This is a genomic window from Pseudomonas sp. GYB4201 (genome assembly GCF_056312595.1).
This window is the reverse complement of the sequence record NZ_JBWGIG010000013.1, coordinates 124,157-140,144: the sequence shown is the minus strand read 5'-3', so window position 1 is coordinate 140,144 and position 15,988 is coordinate 124,157. Positions and strand designations below refer to the sequence as shown.

Below are 15,988 nucleotides of genomic sequence, written 5' to 3'. Positions count from 1 at the left end.
TGGAACAACTACCTGATCAGGTAGGTGGGGGGCGAAAAAATTGAACTTTTGACTCGCGAGCCGGCCTCGGTGGTGGCAGTGACGCGGCCTGGCGGCCACTGCTACGGGTTGCGCGCTCCTGTAGCAGCGGCCGCCAGGCCGCGTCCTAGCGGCGCATCAGCAACGCCGCCACGGCGCACCCCGCCAGCGCCACGAACGCCACGTAGAACGCATCGCTGTAGGCCATCAGGTACGCCTGGTGGCGGACGCTGGCCAGCATCAGCGCTAGGGTCTGCTGCTGTTCGGGCAGCGAGGGGTCGAGCAGGCCGCCCAGGCGTTCCTGCACGGGCGCGGCGAACACGTTCAGGGCTTCGCCGATGCGCTCGCTGTGCACCCGCTCGCGCACGTCCACGGCCTGGGCCAGGGCAGCGGTGACCACGGCGCCGCCCAGGTTGCGCAGCATCGAGAACAGCGCCGACGCCGAGCCGGCCTCGGCCTTGCTCAGCCCCGCCACCGCCAGCACCGACAGCGCCACCATGATCAGCGGCTGGCCAATGCCGCGCACCACCACCGAGGGCACGATGACGTTGGCGGCGCTGTCGGCGTCCAGGAACGCGCCCAGGTAACAGCCCAGCGCCATGATCAGGAAGCCGCCGGCCACCATCAGCTTGGGGTTGAGCACGCGCATCAGCGCCGGCATCAGCGGCGCCAGCAGCAACTGCACCAGGCCATACAGGATCAGGCTGACGCCGATCTCGCTGGCGTTGTAGCCCTGCTGCTGGGACAGGTAGTTGGGCACCAGGAAGACCAGGCCGAAGGTCATGCCACCGAAGATGAACATGGCCACGCTGGCCACGCCGAAGTTGTAGCCCTTGAGCAGCCGCAGGTTGATGAACGCGCGGCTGCCGTACAGCTGCGACCAGACGAAATACACCAGCGCCAGCGCCGACACCCAGCTCATGGCGACGATGAAGTCCGAGCCGAACCAGTCCTCGCGGCCGCCCTCCTCCAGCACGATCTGCAGGCCGCCCAGGCCGATGATCATCGCCGCAATGCCGAACCAGTCGCCGCGCTTGAGCAGCGCCAGCTTCGTGGGGCTGGCGTCGATGGCCCAGGCGATGGCCATCAGCAGCAATACCCCCGGTGCCAGTTGCAGGTAGAAGATCCAGCGCCAGCTGTAGGCGTCGGTCAGCCAGCCGCCAATGGACGGTCCCGCCGCCTGGGCCACGCTGTTGGCCAGGCTGAACAGGGCCATGCCCATGGGCACCTTGCTCGCCGGCAACTGGGTGATGATCAGCTGGAACGACAGCGGGATCAGCACCGCCCCCGCCGCGCCCTGCACCACGCGGATGGCGATCATCACCGCCAGGTTGGGCGCCAGCGAGCAGGCCACCGAGGTCAGCAGGAAAATGAACGCACCCACCAGCATCACTCGCCGCAGGGAGAACACCTCCACCAGCCAGGCCGTCAACGGGATCATCACGATTTCCGCCACCAGGTAGGCGGTGGAAATCCACGAGCCCTCCTGGAAGGTGGCGCCCAGCGCACCTTCGATTTCCGGCAGGGCGGCGCTGGTGACGTGCACGTTCATGCCGGCCATGAAGCAGCCGAACAGCCCGCCGATCACCGCCACCCAGGCGCGCAGGGAGACTGCGTGCTCAGCGCTCATCGCGGGTGTCCACCGTGGCCACTACCGACATGCCCGGCAGGATCGGCGCGCCATCCGCGGCCTTGTCCAGCAGGATGCGCACCGGGAAGCGCTGGACGATCTTGGTGAAGTTGCCCGTGGCGTTGTCCGACGGCAGCAGCGCGAACACCGCCCCCGAGCCGGGCGAGAAGCTCGCCACGTGGCCGTGCAGGCGCTGGCCGCCGAAGCTGTCCACGCGCAGCTCCACCGGCTGCCCGGGGCGCATGTGCTGCAACTGGGTTTCCTTGAAGTTGGCCACTACATAGGCCTGCTGCACCGGCACCACCGCCAGCAACGGCAGGCCGGGGGCCAGGTATTGGCGCTCGCGCACCTTGCGCTGGCCGACCACGCCGTCGATGGGCGCGCGCACCAGCGTGTCCTCCAGGGCATTGCGCGCCAACGCCAGCTGCGCCTGGGCCTGGGCCTGGCGCGCCAGCTGTTGCTGCACGGCGGCCTGGGCCAGCTGTTCGCGGCTGCGGGCGACGTTCAGCGCCAGGTCCTGCTGATGCTGCCGGGCCTGGGCCGCCTGCAGCGCGGCACGGGCTTGGGCGAAGCTCGACTCGGCGCTTTCCAGGCGCTGGGCGCTGGCCGCCTGGTCGCGCACCAGGCCCTGGTAGCGCTGGCGATCGAGGCCGGCGCGGCGGGCTTCGGCGCCGGCGCCCTCGGCCAGCGCCGCCGCCTGGGCGATAGCCGCCTGCTGTTCGGCCACCCGCTCGTGGGCCACCTTCAGGCTGGCCTGGGCGGCCTGCACCGATGCGTCGGCTTCAGCGACGCTGGCGGTAGCGGCGGCCAGGCGCGCCTGGTAGTCGCGGTCGTCGATGCGCACCAGCACGTCGCCGGCCTTGACCGGCTGATCGTCCGCCACCAGCACCTGGGCCACATAGCCGTTGATGCGCGCGCTTACCGGCACCCAGTCGGCACGCACGTAGGCGTCGTCGGTGCTTTCCAGGTAACGCCCGGTCAGCCACCAATAACCGCCGTAGCCCACGGCCAGGCATAGCCCCAGCACCCCGGCGCCCAGCTGCAACTGCCGGCGGCGCGCCGCCCGGCGGCCCAGCAGTTGCTGTTCACGGTGGTTGATGTCGTCGGCGGCAATGTTCATCGGGGGGTTCCATCGGCAGTGGCAGGAAGAGTGTCAGGGCGTTGCCAGCCGCCACCCAGGGCGGCGAACAGGGTGATCTGGCGTTGCAGCAGTTGGCCGTCGGCGTCGGCGACCTGGGCCTGCAGGGCTACCAGCTCGCGCTCGCTGTCGAGCACGTCGAGAAAATCCAGGGCGCCGGCGCGGTAGTTGCGCTGGGCCAGCTCGAAGGCGCGCTGGCTGTCGGCCAGGGCCTGGGCCAGCGCGGCATGGCGCTGGCGTTCACCGTCGTACAGGGCCAGGGCTTGGCGCACCTGTTGCAGCGCCAGCAGCACCTGGCCGTCGAAGCGTGCCAGGCTGCCCTGCTCCAGGGCCTTGGCCTGTTCGACGCGGGCGCGGTTGGCGGCGCGGTTGGGGAACTGCCAGCTGACCAGCGGGCCGATGCCGAACATCACCGCCTGGCTGCTGCCCAGCTCGTTCAGCGGGTGGCTGGACGAGGTCAGCGAGGCGCCGAAGCTGACCTTGGGGTAGAGGTCGGCCTGGGTGATGCCCACTTGCAGGCCGGCGGCCTGCAGCTCGCGGCGGGCCTGGCGGATGTCCGGGCGCCGGGCCAGCCACTGCCAGCCGTCGCCCACCGGCAGGTCGGCGTCAAGCCGCGGTACTCGCTGGCAGCTGAGCGGATCGGGGTTGCTGTTGCCGGTCAGCGTCGCCAGTTCGAACACTGCGGCCTGGCGCCGTGCCTCCAGCATCGGCAGCAGCGCCTGGGTCTGGGCCTGCAAGGCCTGCATGCGCGACACCTCGAAATCGGTGACCACCCCGCCCCGGCGCTGGCGTTGCAGCAGGCGCACGCTGTCACCCAACACCTGCAACGACTGGCGCTGCACGGCCGCGCGAGCCCCCAGGGCGCAGGCGTTGACATAGGCGCGGGTGGTCTGCGCCGCCACGGTGACGCGCAGCTGGTCCTCGGCGGCCACGGCGGCCTCGGCGTTGGCCTGGGCGCGCTCAATGGACTGGCGCACCTGCCCCCACACGTCCACCTGATAGGCCAGCTCCAGCCCCGGGTTGAACTCCCACTGGGCCGGCGCGTGGCTGTCGGTGGCCTTGGCCAGGGTCTGGTCATCGGCGGTCCTGCCGTAACTGGCGCCCAGCTGCACGTCGGTGCTCGGCCAACGCTGCGCATCGGCCTCATGCAGGCCACCCAGCAGCGCCTGCACATGGGCCTGGGCGGCGGCCAGGTCGCGGTTATGCACCAAGGCCTGCTGCACAAGGCCGTCCAGGCGCGGGTCGTGGTACAGCTGCCACCACTGGGCTGGCAGGGGCTGGTCGGTGACCTGGGCCGGCAGCGGCTGCAGCGGGTTGACGCCGGCCAGGGTCGAGCGTGCAGGCTCATGGTGGGTCCATGAGCCGCAGGCAGGCAGCGTGGCCATCAACAGCCACAGGAAGGGACGAAACTGGGGAGCGAACATCTGCAGCCTTCATCGCGGGGGACAAGGCTTGCAGGTTATTGGATCCTATAGAGCCGACGCCCGCGCGTTCGGGACAACCGTCGTTTCAATTCGGACATTTGACCCGCATGTATCCGCACGCCCTGTAGCAGCAACCGTCTTGACATAGCCCCAATACAGACGGCGCAATCCCGCAGCAGCTGCCAAAGGCTGCGTCCCGGCCCCACGCGGTTCCGCTGCAACACCGCAGTGCTTGTGGACGCGGCCTGGCGGCCGCTGCTACGGGGGCGTATCAACGCCCCGTGGCATGTAGCAGCTGCCGAAGGCTGCGTCCCGGCCCCTCGCGGTTCCGCTGCAACACCGCGGTGCCTGTGGACGCGGCCTGGCGGCCGCTGCTACGGGGGCGTATCCACGCCCCGTGGCATGTAGCAGCTGCCGAAGGCTGCGTCCCGGCCCGACGCGGTTCCGCTGCAACACCGCGGTGCTAGCGGACGCGGCCTGGCGGCCGCTGCTACGGGGGCGTATCCACGCCCCGTGGCGTGTAGCAGCTGCCGAAGGCTGCGTCCCGGCCCAACGCGGTTCCGCTGCAACATCGCAGTGCTACATCGGCTGGTAATGACTCGGCGCATGCCCCAGCTCGCGCTTGAACATGGCGCTGAACGCGCTGGGGCTCTGGTAGCCGTGTTCCAGGGCCACTTCGAGAATGGACTTGCCCGAGGCCAGGCGCTGCAGGCTGAGGATCAGCCGGGTGCGGGTGCGCCATTCGCCGAAGGTCATGCCCAGTTCGCGCTGGAACAGCCGCGCCAGGGTGCGCGAGCTCATGCTGCTCTGGTCGGCCCAGTCCTGCAGGCAGGACTCGCGCGACGGGTCGGCGACGAAGGCTTCGCACAAGGCCTTGAGCCGTGGCTGGCTGGGCAGGCGCACGTGGGCGGCCAGTGGTGGCGCCACCTGCAACTCGGCGAACAACAGGCCCAGCAGGCAGTGGTCGCGCCCCTCGCGCTGGGCCTGGCCGAGGCTGCCGATGGCGGCCAGGATCAGCTCGCGCACCAGCGCCGTCACCTGCACCACCTGGCACGCAGGCACCGCGAAGCCCAGCGCCGCGGGGTCGATGAACAGCGTGCGCATGCGCACCTCGCCGGTCATGCGAATGTCGTGTTCCACCGCCGCCGGCACCCACAGCCCATGCCCCGGCGGCACCACCCAGCTGCCCTGGGCGGTGGTGACGCGCATCACCCCGCTGATGGCGTGGATGAACTGGATCTGCGCGTGGCAATGAGGGGCGATGACCTCGCCGTGAACATAGTCGTCGGCGCAGGCCTGCACGGGGTAGCGGTCGAACATGCTGGCGTCAGTCCCGATGCGGCCGAGGGATCAGCGCCTGCAGCTGCTGCGCCAGGTAGTCGGCGGTCAGCGCGTGGGTCTCGGCTTCCTTGGCGCCACGGTCCTTGCGCCACTGCCAGTCCGCGGACGGCGGCGTGCACACCAGGCTGATGCTGCCGTAGCGGTCGGAGGTCAGCCCCATCACCGCCAGCGAGATCACGCCCTTGGCGCCCATCACCTCGGGCACGAACTCGACGCTGCGCAGCGCCAGGGTAATGCTCAGCTTGTGGCTGGCGAACGGCGACAGTGGCGCCGGGAAGCTGGCGTTGGCGGCCAGGTAGGGCTCGCGGCTGATCTCCACCAGGCCCTCTTCGCGCAGCGGCTGCAGCCATTGCTCGATGCGCTCGTAGAGGGCGTTGATGCCCTGGGTCCAGTGGCTGCACTGGGTCTCGAACAGCTGCTTCTTGTGCTCTTCACTCTGGGCGTATTGCTTGAGCATTTCGCCCAATTGCCGGACTTCGTCCATTGCCGTGTGTCTCCTCAAGGTGCCGATGCCAGGTGCCGGCGCAAATCGCCAACCGCCTGTTCGACCGTAGCACTGTACCCTGCCCAGCTGGCCGCCAGCATCAAATTGCGCGGCAGGTTGAAATCTTCCACCGCGAAGCCTTGGGCGTCATAGCCCTGGACGTCGTGAGGCACCTGTTCGCGCAGGCTGCGGTCGGGGTCGAAATAGGCCCACACCGGCTTGCCCAGGGCCACCGCCAGGCCCACTTCGAAGGCCGTGCCGGAGTCGGGTTCCTGGCCGCGGAACACATTGAGATTAGCCAGCACCGCGTCGCTGCGACGGATCATTTCGATGTTCTGCGTGCAGATCCAGCGCGCCGCCGCCAGTCCCTCCAGCCCTGCGGGCAGGTCGTTGTCGAAGGGGTAAAGGCCCTCCAGGCCCTGGTCGGCGCACAGGGCCTTGAGGTACTGCCCTCGGGCCACCGCATCGCGGCGGAACACATCGAAACCGGCCAGGTACACCGGCCTGCGCGGGGTCATGAAAAGCCTCCTGAACATCAGTACACCAACCGGATGGCGTTCACCGCCTGGTAGGTGCCGGGTGAGCCCTGGCGGCCCGGCTGCATGCGCGCGTACACCGTGTAGGTGCGGCTGGCGCTGGCGTGGGCGGCCAGGGTGTAGCTGGCGCTGGCGAACGCCTGGCTGCCCAGGATCGGCTGCCGGCCGTTGGCCGTGTACAGCTGATACTGGGCCGTGCCGCTGCCGTTGCGCAAGCTCTGGCTGGTGCTGCCGTCGGTGTCGATGTACAGGCTGTAGCCGACGCTGGCGGCACTGGCGCCGGCCTCGCAGGTGACCGTGACGCTGGCGGTGCTGGCGTGGCTCTGCTCGGCAATGCCGGCGACGCTGCCGAACAGCAGTGGCGTCGACGCCACCGAACAGCTGTAGGCCAGGGCGGCGGGGCTCAGGGGTAACAGCATCAGCAGTAAAAGATGGCGCATGGCATGGGGTCCTCAATGGCAGGTCAGGGGGCCGATGTCGGGGATGCGTCCCAGCTCGGCGTGGTAGTCAAAGGTGGCGGTGCAGGCCGGACGCCCCGGTGCCTGCACGCGCACCTGGTCGTGGGCGGCCACCTGCTGGAAAAACACCTCGCCGTCATAGCCCACCACTGCCTGCTCGCCGCTAGCTTGCAGGGTGACGGTGGCGCCCACGGGCAGCGGCTGCTGGCTGGTATCGCGCAGGTGCAGGGTGGCGCTGTGGCTGCGGTGCACGGCGAAATGGGCGCGCACGGCGCTGCGGTCGCCGGGGGTCAGGTGCAGCTGGTCAGTGCCCAGTTCGACGTCCAGCGGCACGTCGCCCGGCTCGATGGACAGGTGGTTGTCCTCGAACGCGCGCAGTTGGTCGACGAACAGCAGGCCGTTGCGGTCGGTGCGGCCCAAGTCGCGGTTTTCCTGGCGCACGGTGACGTTGGCGAGGCCGTCGGTGTCCACCAGGGCGAAGGCGTCATCGATGGTATTGGAGGCGAACAGGTGGCCGCCCAGCAGGCTCACCGCGCCTTGGGCGCCAGCGCGCCAGTCGGTGCTGGCGCCGGTGCGCTCGGTCTCGCCGCTAACCAGGCCGTAGGGCGATTTGTAGCTCAGGGCCAGGTCGTCGCGGTCCAGGTCGCCGGTCTCGCGCGACACCCGCCAGCCCAGGTCGCCACGCTCCATCGCCGGGCGCTCGGCCTGCACGGTCTGGTAGCTGCTGTTGCCGCTGCGGTTGCTGCTGGCGCTCAAGGTGGCGCCGTCGCCGAAGGGTATCGACAGGCCCAGGAACAGGCCGTTGCCGGTGGTGCCGGTGTAGTCGTGCAGGGCGGTGATCGAGCCGTAGGCGCCCCAGGGCAGCGGCCGGGAATAGGTGACGGAAAGGGCCGTGGTCTGCACGCTGCTCGAGGTCAGGGTGGCGTCGTCGTAAATGTTCACGCGTTTTTTTGTGAACACCACGCCCAGGGAGCCCAGGCCCGGCAGCGACCAGCCCAGGTTGGCGCGCAGGCTGGTGCCGGGGCGGTCGTCACCGTTGGCCGAGGCCAGGTCGTTGAAGGCGTGGTCGGCGCGCAGCACGCTGAAGCCGGCGTTGAACACCCGGCTGGCATGGCTGAAGCCGACGCCATACTGCTGGCCGGCCTGGCCCTGGTATTGGCTGCCGGCCAGCGACAGGTTGAGCACGCCCACCTGGCCCAGCAGCCAGTCCAGCCCTGCCCCGCCCATGGCCAGGGTGTCGCTGGCTTCCAGGTGGTTTTCCCAGGTCAGGTGGTCGCTGGCGCCGTGCCGCCAGCTGAACGACGCCGCCCCCTGGGCGTAGTCGGCGGACTGGCTGGCGTAGTGTTTGCGCACGCTGCCGGCTTCCACTGACACCGCGTCCAGGCCGGGGCTGAGCAGCAGGCTGCTGGTGTAGAACGGCAGGGTCTGGGTGGTCTGCCGGCCGCTGGCGTCCTTGACCACCACGGCGATGTCGCCGCTGCCCGTGGCCACCGGCAGTTGGCTGGCCTCGAAGGGGCCGGGCTCGACCTGGCCGCTGAGCTGGTGCAGGCCGTTGACGTAGATGTCCACCGACGACGGCACCGCCACGCTGGAACTGATGCCGGGGCGCGGGTAGGTGACCAGGTCCGGACGCAGGCCGAAGTTGGTGGCCATCTGCACCCCGGCCAGGCGCACCGGGCGGGTCCAGCCGAGGCCGCCGTTGACCACGTCGCCGACCTTCCAGCTGCGCAGGTGATCGAGGTCGGCCAGGCTCCAGGTGGTGTCCAGGCGCACCGTGCTGTCCAGGGTTGGGCTGCGGGTCTGCAGGCTGCTGGTCTCCAGCACGCCGGGGCCGCCCAGCAGGCGCAGGCTGGCCAGGGTGCTGGTGCTGGCCTGGCCGCTGGCGCGGGTGTACTGGGTGTCGTAGTTGAGCACCGCCGCCGGGTCGCTGCGCAGGCCGCTGGCGTTGGGGCGCGCGGGGTCGTGGCGCAGTTCCTGGGCCACCAGGTCGCGGTCGGGCAGGTCCAGGTAGAGGCGCTGGGCGGCCTGGTCGTAACGGCAATGGCCGCCGGGCAGCTGGGTCAGGTCGACCTGCGCTTCAGCGTGGGCCGGCGGGCGGATACCCAGCGCCGCCAGCTGGTCGGCGGCCACCAACAGGCGCCCGCCCTGCTCGTCCACTTCCTGGGCGGCGGCGCGGCTGCGGCCGTTCACCAGCACTTCCAGCAGCAGGGTGTCGGCGTGGGCCGGCAGGGGGCTGGCCAGTGCCAGCATCAGCAGCAGGCACCGGTAGGGCGGCGGGTTCAACGGCCCTGGTCAAGGGTCAGCCAGCTGTCCATAGCGCTGCCGCGGCCGCTGCTGGTCAGGTGCAGGCGCGCGCCGGCCTGCAGCGCCTGGGCCGGGGCCTTGATCAGCCAGCGGCCATCCTGGCCGGCCAGCAAGTAAGGCAACGCCGGGCGGCTGAGCGTCAGCGCGTGGCCGTCGGCGGCTGCCAGGGCCAGGTTGGCCAACTGCGCGTGGGCCTGGCCGGCGTTGTGCGCCAGCAGGTACCACTGGCCATGGTCCTCCACGGTGCGCCAGTGCACGTCGGCCTTGGCCCGCGCCAACGGGTTGGCGAACACCGGCACGGTCAGGCGGAACGCCAGGGCCACCTGGCTGGGGTCGGCGTCGGGCAGTTGGTCGAACACCACGCGGTAGGCCTGCTCGGCGTCAGTGGCCGGCCCGCGCAGCAGAATGCGGATGGTCTGCGACTGGCCGGGGGCGATGCTGGCGAACGGCGGGCTGACCAGCAGCGCCTGGGTGGGCGCCAGCACGTCGGTGTTGCCCGCCTGGGTCCACTGGAAGCTGCGCACCTGCACGCGGGTGGGGCGGGTACTGCGGTTGCTGAGGGTGAAGCTGGCCGTGTGCTGCCCGGCGTCCAGCGCCTGGGCGATGGGGATGATGTCCAGTGCCTGGGCCCGGGCCTGCGGCGCAAGCGCGCACAGGCCGGCCAGTGCACAGGCCATGGAAAGGCGTGTGACAGGGTTCATGGGGGGCTCGCCGACGGCTCAGTAGTTGACGGTGACAACCACGGTGTCGGAGTAGGAGCCGGTGCTGGCCGTCAGCTGATCGGCAGCGATCTTGCCGTACACGGTGATGGCCTGCGCCGCGCCCGTGCCGGTGCCCGCCAGGGTGTCGGTGCCGGTGGTGTCGCCCCAGCTGGTGGCGTAGCTGCTGTCCTGGTACAGGCCGTAGCTCAAGGTGGAGCTGCTGTCCGAGGCGTTGGTCAGCAGGCGTGCCGAGGTGGTGGCGTCGGTGCCGCTGCCCGCGCCCAGGGCGATGGTGTAAGGCGCGTCGTTGGTGCAGGTCACCGACAGGGCGGCGCTGGAGGTGACGGCGGTGCCCGAGTAGGAACCGAACGCGAGGGCGCCGGCGGACACCGAGCAGGATGCGACCACGGTGGCGCTGACGCTCATGTCGGCGGTGGCGGTGGAGGCGTTGGCGCTGTTGGCGAAAGCGATGCCCAGGCCGATCAGGGCGACGGCCCCGGCCTTGAGAAACTTGGAGTCGAACATTAGGGGAATTTCCTGCAAAAAGCGTTGCGTAAGTGTGTGGGTCCCAAGCGTCTGGAATGCCGCCTGGTGACCTTTTTCAGCTTACGTGTCGAGCCCTTTGCAGGGGCGGCCAAACCGTTGCACATCCGGCCACAAGCGCGGCAGATCCGGCCAATTCAGCCTTGCCAGCTGCAGATCCACACCACCCGGCCGATGACACTCAGTTCCGCCTGGCGCTTTTGCGCCAGGTGCAGGTCGCGGAATTGCTCGTTGATGGCCAGCAGCATGAGCGAGCCGTCGCACTGGAACTGCACGCGCTGCACCCGCACCACGCCGCCCAGTTCCAGCAGGTACAGGCCATCGCCGGCCAGCCCTGGCGCGCCCCGGTCGATCAGCACCGTGCCGCCTTCGCCCAGCGGCGCGCAGCCCTGGCCGCGCGGCACCTGCACCGCCAGCAGGCGGTGTTCGGCCAGCCCGCGCTGCTGGAGTTCGACCCGGCCCAGGGCCAAAGGTTCGATGGCCGCCACGCTGCCCGGCCACGGCAGGCCGGCGGCGCAGGCCTGCGCCGGGTAGCGCTGCACCAGCACGCTGTGGTCGTTGCTGGCAGGCAGCGGCGCCTGGCCGGCGATCAGCCAGTCCAGGCTCACCCCCGCCGCCCGCGCCATGGCCACGCACACCGCCAGGCTGGGGGCACTGCCGCCACGAATGTATTTGTACAGCTGGGTCTCGTGCACGCCGGACTGGCGCGCCAGGTTGCGCTTGCCCCCTAGCGATTCAGCTATATCGGAGATTCTCTGACCCAGGCCGTCCAGGGACACGCCCGTGGCCTCGATCACTGTCAATCCTTTGGCATCCACCAGGGAGGTAGCGCCGGCCGACGGCTCCATTTTCATGCGGTTGAACTCTCAAGATGCATAGCTTTAAGGCTTGACCCTCTATAGCTAACTGACTATATTTTGACGTCTATGTTTTGACGGCGCGCCAATATCCCGTGTCAGCGCCAAAAGCGCGACCCGTAGATGACAGCCAATGGCCACATTTCTTCGCGGCCGCAGAAAATATTTCTGCCTTGAAGGTATTAACGGCACAGTTGGCCGGGGCTTGATTTTTTTGCACACCATCACCCACTCCCCCTCCCCCTCCCCCGCGCCGCGTGCAAACGCGCCTGGCGCCAGCCTCGCCGTGGTGCGCGAAATCGCCATCCTCAGCTACCCGGGCTGCTACGTGGGGGACGTGATCAAGCTGCTGGAAACCCTGCACGCCCTGGACCTGCGGCCCTGCTGCAGCCTGCGCCGCGACGCCAGCCTGCGGGCGCGGGTGTATTCACTGGATGGCGCGCCGCTGCGCTCGCCGGGCATGCCCTGGGTCAGCGTGCAGACCCAGGCCCTGGACGCACAATTGCCGCCGGCACCCGACACGTTGATCATCGCCCACGGCCCGGCCCAGGCCCTGGACAGCCCGTCGGCGCAGCTGCTGCAGTGGCTGCGCCAGGTGCAGCCGCGCGCGCGGCGGGTGGTGGCGCTGGGCGCGGGGGTGTTCTGGCTGGCGGCGGCGCGGCTGCTGGAGGGGCGCCAGGTCACCACCCACAGCGCCCTAGTTGCCCTGCTGGGGCAGCGCTACCCGGCGCTGCAGGTGCAGCAACGCGGCAGCCTGCAGATTGACGGCCCGTTCTACACCACCAGTGAGCGCATGAGCGCCAGTGACATGGCCCTGCTGCTGTTGCGCGACCACTGCGCCGCCGTCCGCGGCCAGCCCTGCCCTCCCGGCGCCGATGACAGCCAGGGCCCCGCCCGCGACGGCCCGGCCCTGCGCCTGTGCCGCTGGTGGCTGCCGCGCCTGGACCAGCCGCTGAACATCGCCCAGGCGGCCGCCCACCTGCACACCAGCGAGCGCACCCTGCGCCGGCTGCTGCGCCAGGACTGCGGCTGTTCCCCCTACGGGTTGCTGGTGCTGTTGCGGCTGGACATGGCGCGCCAGGCGCTGCTGGACAGCGACCTGCCGGTGGACAAGATCGCCCGCCGTGGCGGCCTGGGCGACGGCCAGCAGCTGGCGCGGGCGTTCCGCAAATACCTGGGCCTGGCGCCCGGTGAATACCGGCGCACGCGCACCCCGGCGCGGCTGCACCCGGACTACGGAAGGTTGTTTGATGGGCTGCGGCAGCCAGGGTGGCTGCAGCAGCTGCGCTAACCCACTCGCCCGTAGCAGCGGCCGCCAGGCCGCGTCACGGCTGGACGCAGCCTTCGGCAGCTGCTACGGGTGGGTTAGCGTTTAGAGGGTGTAGACCAGCGCCGAGATGGCCACCAGGCCGACAATCACCACGAACAGGTTCGACAGCTTGCCGGCGTATTGGCGCATGGCCGGCACGCGACGGATGGCGTACATCGGCATCAGGAACAGGATGGCGGCGATCACCGGGCCACCCAGGGTCTCGATCATGCCCAGGATGCTCGGGTTCAGGGTTGCCACCAGCCAGCACACCACCAGCATGAAGGCGGCGACCACGCGGTCCATGGTCTTCGCGGCCGGGCGGCGGCCACTCTTGACGATCAGGCCCTTGAGGCCTTCGCTGGCGCCGATGTAGTGGCCCAGGAACGACTTGGCAATGGCCACGAAGGCAATCAACGGCGCGGCGAAGGCGATGGTCGGGTTGCTGAAGTGGTTGGCCAGGTACGACAGGATCGACAGGTTCTGCGCCTTGGCTTCCGCCAGTTGCTCGGGCGACAGGGTCAGCACGCAGCTGAATACGAAGAACAGCACCATCACCACCATCAGGCCGTGGGCGCGCGCCAGGATCTGCGAGCTGCGCTGTTCGGCGTTGGCGCCGTAGCGGCGCTTCTGGTCAACGGCAAAGGCCGAGATGATCGGCGAATGGTTGAACGAGAACACCATCACCGGAATCGCCAGCCACAGGGTGTGCAGGAAGGCCGAGGGCTCCGGCACGTTGCTGGCGGTGGTGAGGATGCCACCAGTCCAGTGCGGCACCAGGAACAGCGCCAGCAGCAACAGCGCGACGATGAACGGGTACACCATCAGGCTCATGGCCTTGACGATGAAGCGCTCGCCGCAGCGCACCACGGCCAGCAGGCCGACGATCAGCACCAGCGCCAGCAGCGCACGCGGTGGTGGCTGCATGTGCAGCTGGTGTTCGATGAAGCTGCCCACGGTGTTGGTCAGTGCCACGCTGTAGATCAGCAGGATGGGGAAGATGGCGAAGAAATACAGCAGGGTGATCAGCGCACCGGCCTTGGCGCCGAAATGCTCCTCCACCACGTCGGTGATGTCGGCGCCCTCACGCCCCGACAGCACGAAACGAGTGAGGCCGCGGTGGGCGTAGAACGTCATCGGGAAGGCCAGCAAGGCCAGGATCAGCAGGGGCCAGAAACCGCCAAGGCCTGCATTGATCGGCAGGAACAGGGTTCCGGCGCCGATAGCCGTGCCGAACAGGCCCAGCATCCAGGTTGTGTCGTGACGGTTCCAACGGCTCAGCGTCGCTTGTGGCGCCGCATAGTGTTGGTCGAGGCTGTTGGCCTGTTCATTCATCCGGTCGAATCTCCGCTTGCCGGTTATTCATACGTGGCCGAGACGGGATGAAACATGAAGCAGGCAGCGCCCCGGCCATAAAAGGGGGGGCGATTGTCCGGGATTGTGCTTGAGAAGCAAAGACTTAGCTGAGCAACGGTCGCAAATGCGAGGGGTTTTCGGCGTGGCAGTTTGCCACACCACTTGGACTTCTTTAAACACTCGCCTCCGTGAACGCCCCGGGTTTGCGGGTTTCCAGCCGGCCTCTGGACCGAAACCTTTCCATACAGAGTTTCGCCTGCTTCCTTCCAAATCAGCGCTTACCATTCCGCCCAAGGGAAATGCTGCTCAGGAAGCCGTACGTGAATCTCGAAACACTCAGAAGTTTCCAGGATGCCGCCCGCGAAGCGGCGGTCCTGGAAATTGCATCCAGGCCTGTACGTTACGAGCGTCCGCTGTTGGAAATGACCGAAATCGATGAACCTGCCGTGGCACAGTATGAAGCCTGGTTGACTGCCTATGATTTCGGTTGGGAGCGAATCCTCGCCTGGAAGACCAGGCCAGCCCACTTCATGGCTTTGGACGTGGCGATTTGGTACGACGGAACCTTGGCCGGACTGTGCTGGGCGACACCTAAGGCCAGCAGGGAGAAAGTCTTTGTGCTGTACCTGGAACGTAATCCGGACAACAGCTTGCCTACCCGTGGCTACATCGCGCCACTGGCGTTGAGTGCCGCGCGCAACTACGCAATGCTGCTCGGGATGGAATATGTAGTGATCAATGACCCAAATCCCGGAGCGCGTGATGCGTACCACCAGGAGGGGTTCCAGCAGGTCGGTGGAGTGGGTCTTGCCTACGATCTTCGGCCAACCTATCATGGGGCAATCAGCGAGGTACCTGAAGATGGCCGCTAACGTCAACCCGAAAATCAAAGAAGAAGCACTTGCGAAGCTTGAACGCCTCCAGCGCTCGCCGCACTACAAAAGCTTTTTCTCAGAAACAGCCATTGATGCCTTTGCCAAGGTAGAAGGGTCGGTATTCGCTGGCAAAGCCGGCGGCCGCTTGTCGGACGCCGACGTTTCGCGCTGAGAACGTTTCAAGGCTATACAAACCGGGTCAATGCCCGGTTTTTTGTTCCTGCGGTGTCCTGAACCTTGCACCCGCCGTCGCAAACCCTTTTCTGCCGCACTCACCGATACATTCGTGAAATCAACGCGACACAACCGGGCGCGATGCTGGCTGCTCGGATCTATCCGGCCCAAGAGCCCCCGCATGTCCAGCTTTCGTCTGCCGCGCTTCGCCAACTCCCTGTTTGCCCGCCTGTTTGGTATTTCGGTGATTGCTATCGTGCTCGCCCATTGCCTGGCGTTCGTGTGGTTCCAGGCCTATGGCAAGCAGCAGGAGGACGCGCGCTTCCACGCCATGGAGCTGCGCGAGCTGGACCTGGACGAGCCGTTGCCGCCGCCCCCGCCGCGCACGCCCTTCGACGGCCCGATCGTGCCGCTGGTGATTCAGATCAGTACCCTGGTGGTGGCGGCCTGGTACTGCTCCAAGCTGCTGTCGCGGCCCATCCGCCACTTCAGCGCCGCTGCCGAGCGCCTGAGCGACGACCTCGACAGCCCGCCGCTGCCGGTGCTGGAGTACGGCCTGCTGGAAGCCCGGCAGGCCACCCAGACCTTCAACCGCATGCAGTGGCGCATCCGCGAGCAACTGCGCCAGCGCGGCTACCTGCTGGGCGCGGTGTCCCACGACCTGCGTACACCGCTGTCGCGGCTCAAGCTGCGCCTGGAATTGCACGATGAGGCGCGCCAGCACATGGACATGCGCCAGGACATCGACGAGATGGTGAAACTGCTGGACGCAACCTTGGCGTTGGTGCATGAGCGGCCGCAGCGCCCTTCCGTGTAAGCGCGGCGCGGCCGGACGCCGCC

At 68.3% G+C, this 15,988-nt stretch carries 15 protein-coding genes and 1 pseudogene; 4 read left to right on the top strand and 12 right to left on the bottom strand.

Annotated elements, in window-relative coordinates; all coding sequences use genetic code 11:
- Positions 1-145: 145 nt before the first annotated feature.
- From AC0Z2B_RS14970 to AC0Z2B_RS14920, 11 genes are all read right to left on the bottom strand, one after another.
- Positions 146-1,648 (bottom strand): MDR family MFS transporter, encoded by a 1,503-nt coding sequence (locus tag AC0Z2B_RS14970; RefSeq protein WP_476297601.1) that lies wholly within the window; start codon positions 1,646-1,648, stop codon positions 146-148.
- The gene (locus AC0Z2B_RS14965) at positions 1,638-2,768 is read right to left on the bottom strand and encodes an HlyD family secretion protein (RefSeq protein WP_476297599.1); all 1,131 of its coding nucleotides are present in this window, start codon (positions 2,766-2,768) and stop codon (positions 1,638-1,640) included. The genes AC0Z2B_RS14970 and AC0Z2B_RS14965 overlap by 11 nt, the downstream gene beginning before the upstream one ends.
- Positions 2,765-4,210: an efflux transporter outer membrane subunit gene (locus AC0Z2B_RS14960; RefSeq protein ID WP_476297597.1), complete on the bottom strand. Its 1,446-nt coding sequence runs from the start codon at positions 4,208-4,210 to the stop codon at positions 2,765-2,767. The genes AC0Z2B_RS14965 and AC0Z2B_RS14960 overlap by 4 nt, the downstream gene beginning before the upstream one ends.
- A 579-nt stretch (positions 4,211-4,789) precedes the next feature.
- Positions 4,790-5,530, bottom strand: coding sequence for an AraC family transcriptional regulator (locus tag AC0Z2B_RS14955; RefSeq protein ID WP_476297595.1), 741 nt, complete (start codon positions 5,528-5,530; stop codon positions 4,790-4,792).
- 7 nt (positions 5,531-5,537) lie between these two features.
- Complete coding sequence (locus AC0Z2B_RS14950; RefSeq protein ID WP_476297593.1) at positions 5,538-6,035, bottom strand: hypothetical protein; 498 nt, start codon at positions 6,033-6,035, stop codon at positions 5,538-5,540.
- Positions 6,036-6,049: 14 nt separating this feature from the next.
- Complete coding sequence (locus AC0Z2B_RS14945; protein WP_476297591.1) at positions 6,050-6,553, bottom strand: nucleoside 2-deoxyribosyltransferase; 504 nt, start codon at positions 6,551-6,553, stop codon at positions 6,050-6,052.
- 17 nt (positions 6,554-6,570) lie between these two features.
- On the bottom strand, positions 6,571-7,011 hold the full coding sequence (locus tag AC0Z2B_RS14940; RefSeq protein ID WP_476297589.1) for a spore coat protein U domain-containing protein: 441 nt from the start codon (positions 7,009-7,011) through the stop codon (positions 6,571-6,573).
- A 12-nt stretch (positions 7,012-7,023) separates the two neighbouring features.
- On the bottom strand, positions 7,024-9,312 hold the full coding sequence (locus AC0Z2B_RS14935; protein ID WP_476297587.1) for a fimbria/pilus outer membrane usher protein: 2,289 nt from the start codon (positions 9,310-9,312) through the stop codon (positions 7,024-7,026).
- A complete protein-coding gene (locus tag AC0Z2B_RS14930; protein ID WP_476297585.1) occupies positions 9,309-10,034 on the bottom strand; it encodes a fimbrial biogenesis chaperone in 726 nt (241 codons plus the stop codon). The genes AC0Z2B_RS14935 and AC0Z2B_RS14930 overlap by 4 nt, the downstream gene beginning before the upstream one ends.
- Positions 10,035-10,052: 18 nt before the next feature.
- Complete coding sequence (locus tag AC0Z2B_RS14925) at positions 10,053-10,559, bottom strand: Csu type fimbrial protein (protein WP_416425511.1); 507 nt, start codon at positions 10,557-10,559, stop codon at positions 10,053-10,055.
- A gap of 155 nt (positions 10,560-10,714) precedes the next feature.
- Positions 10,715-11,431 carry a LexA family transcriptional regulator gene (locus tag AC0Z2B_RS14920; RefSeq protein ID WP_416425512.1) on the bottom strand — a complete coding sequence of 239 codons (717 nt, stop codon included), beginning with the start codon at positions 11,429-11,431 and terminating at the stop codon, positions 10,715-10,717.
- A gap of 208 nt (positions 11,432-11,639) precedes the next feature.
- Here AC0Z2B_RS14920 and AC0Z2B_RS14915 point away from each other — a divergent pair, with 208 nt between their 5' ends.
- On the top strand, positions 11,640-12,725 hold the full coding sequence (locus tag AC0Z2B_RS14915) for a GlxA family transcriptional regulator (protein ID WP_476297582.1): 1,086 nt from the start codon (positions 11,640-11,642) through the stop codon (positions 12,723-12,725).
- A gap of 81 nt (positions 12,726-12,806) precedes the next feature.
- Here the strand turns inward: AC0Z2B_RS14915 and AC0Z2B_RS14910 are convergent, their stop codons facing one another.
- The gene (locus tag AC0Z2B_RS14910) at positions 12,807-14,078 is read right to left on the bottom strand and encodes a serine/threonine transporter (protein ID WP_476297580.1); all 1,272 of its coding nucleotides are present in this window, start codon (positions 14,076-14,078) and stop codon (positions 12,807-12,809) included.
- Between the two features lie 341 nt (positions 14,079-14,419).
- Between AC0Z2B_RS14910 and AC0Z2B_RS14905 the strand changes: the two genes are divergently transcribed.
- The 3 genes and pseudogenes from AC0Z2B_RS14905 to AC0Z2B_RS14895 form a co-directional block, all read left to right on the top strand.
- A complete protein-coding gene (locus tag AC0Z2B_RS14905) occupies positions 14,420-14,971 on the top strand; it encodes a hypothetical protein (RefSeq protein WP_476297578.1) in 552 nt (183 codons plus the stop codon).
- On the top strand, positions 14,961-15,146 hold the full coding sequence (locus tag AC0Z2B_RS14900) for a hypothetical protein (protein WP_476297576.1): 186 nt from the start codon (positions 14,961-14,963) through the stop codon (positions 15,144-15,146). The genes AC0Z2B_RS14905 and AC0Z2B_RS14900 overlap by 11 nt, the downstream gene beginning before the upstream one ends.
- A gap of 183 nt (positions 15,147-15,329) precedes the next feature.
- Positions 15,330-15,944: pseudogene (locus AC0Z2B_RS14895) on the top strand (histidine kinase dimerization/phospho-acceptor domain-containing protein); the annotation flags it as partial.
- Positions 15,945-15,988 lie beyond the last annotated feature (44 nt).

Coding starts and splice junctions, on each gene's coding strand:
- AC0Z2B_RS14970 (WP_476297601.1), bottom strand. CDS start 1,648: ATGAGCGCTGAGCACGCAGTCTCCCTGCGCGCCTGGGTGGCGGTGATC.
- AC0Z2B_RS14965 (WP_476297599.1), bottom strand. CDS start 2,768: ATGAACATTGCCGCCGACGACATCAACCACCGTGAACAGCAACTGCTG.
- AC0Z2B_RS14960 (WP_476297597.1), bottom strand. CDS start 4,210: ATGTTCGCTCCCCAGTTTCGTCCCTTCCTGTGGCTGTTGATGGCCACG.
- AC0Z2B_RS14955 (WP_476297595.1), bottom strand. CDS start 5,530: ATGTTCGACCGCTACCCCGTGCAGGCCTGCGCCGACGACTATGTTCAC.
- AC0Z2B_RS14950 (WP_476297593.1), bottom strand. CDS start 6,035: ATGGACGAAGTCCGGCAATTGGGCGAAATGCTCAAGCAATACGCCCAG.
- AC0Z2B_RS14945 (WP_476297591.1), bottom strand. CDS start 6,553: ATGACCCCGCGCAGGCCGGTGTACCTGGCCGGTTTCGATGTGTTCCGC.
- AC0Z2B_RS14940 (WP_476297589.1), bottom strand. CDS start 7,011: ATGCGCCATCTTTTACTGCTGATGCTGTTACCCCTGAGCCCCGCCGCC.
- AC0Z2B_RS14930 (WP_476297585.1), bottom strand. CDS start 10,034: ATGAACCCTGTCACACGCCTTTCCATGGCCTGTGCACTGGCCGGCCTG.
- AC0Z2B_RS14925 (WP_416425511.1), bottom strand. CDS start 10,559: ATGTTCGACTCCAAGTTTCTCAAGGCCGGGGCCGTCGCCCTGATCGGC.
- AC0Z2B_RS14920 (WP_416425512.1), bottom strand. CDS start 11,431: ATGAAAATGGAGCCGTCGGCCGGCGCTACCTCCCTGGTGGATGCCAAA.
- AC0Z2B_RS14910 (WP_476297580.1), bottom strand. CDS start 14,078: ATGAATGAACAGGCCAACAGCCTCGACCAACACTATGCGGCGCCACAA.
- AC0Z2B_RS14900 (WP_476297576.1), top strand. CDS start 14,961: ATGGCCGCTAACGTCAACCCGAAAATCAAAGAAGAAGCACTTGCGAAG.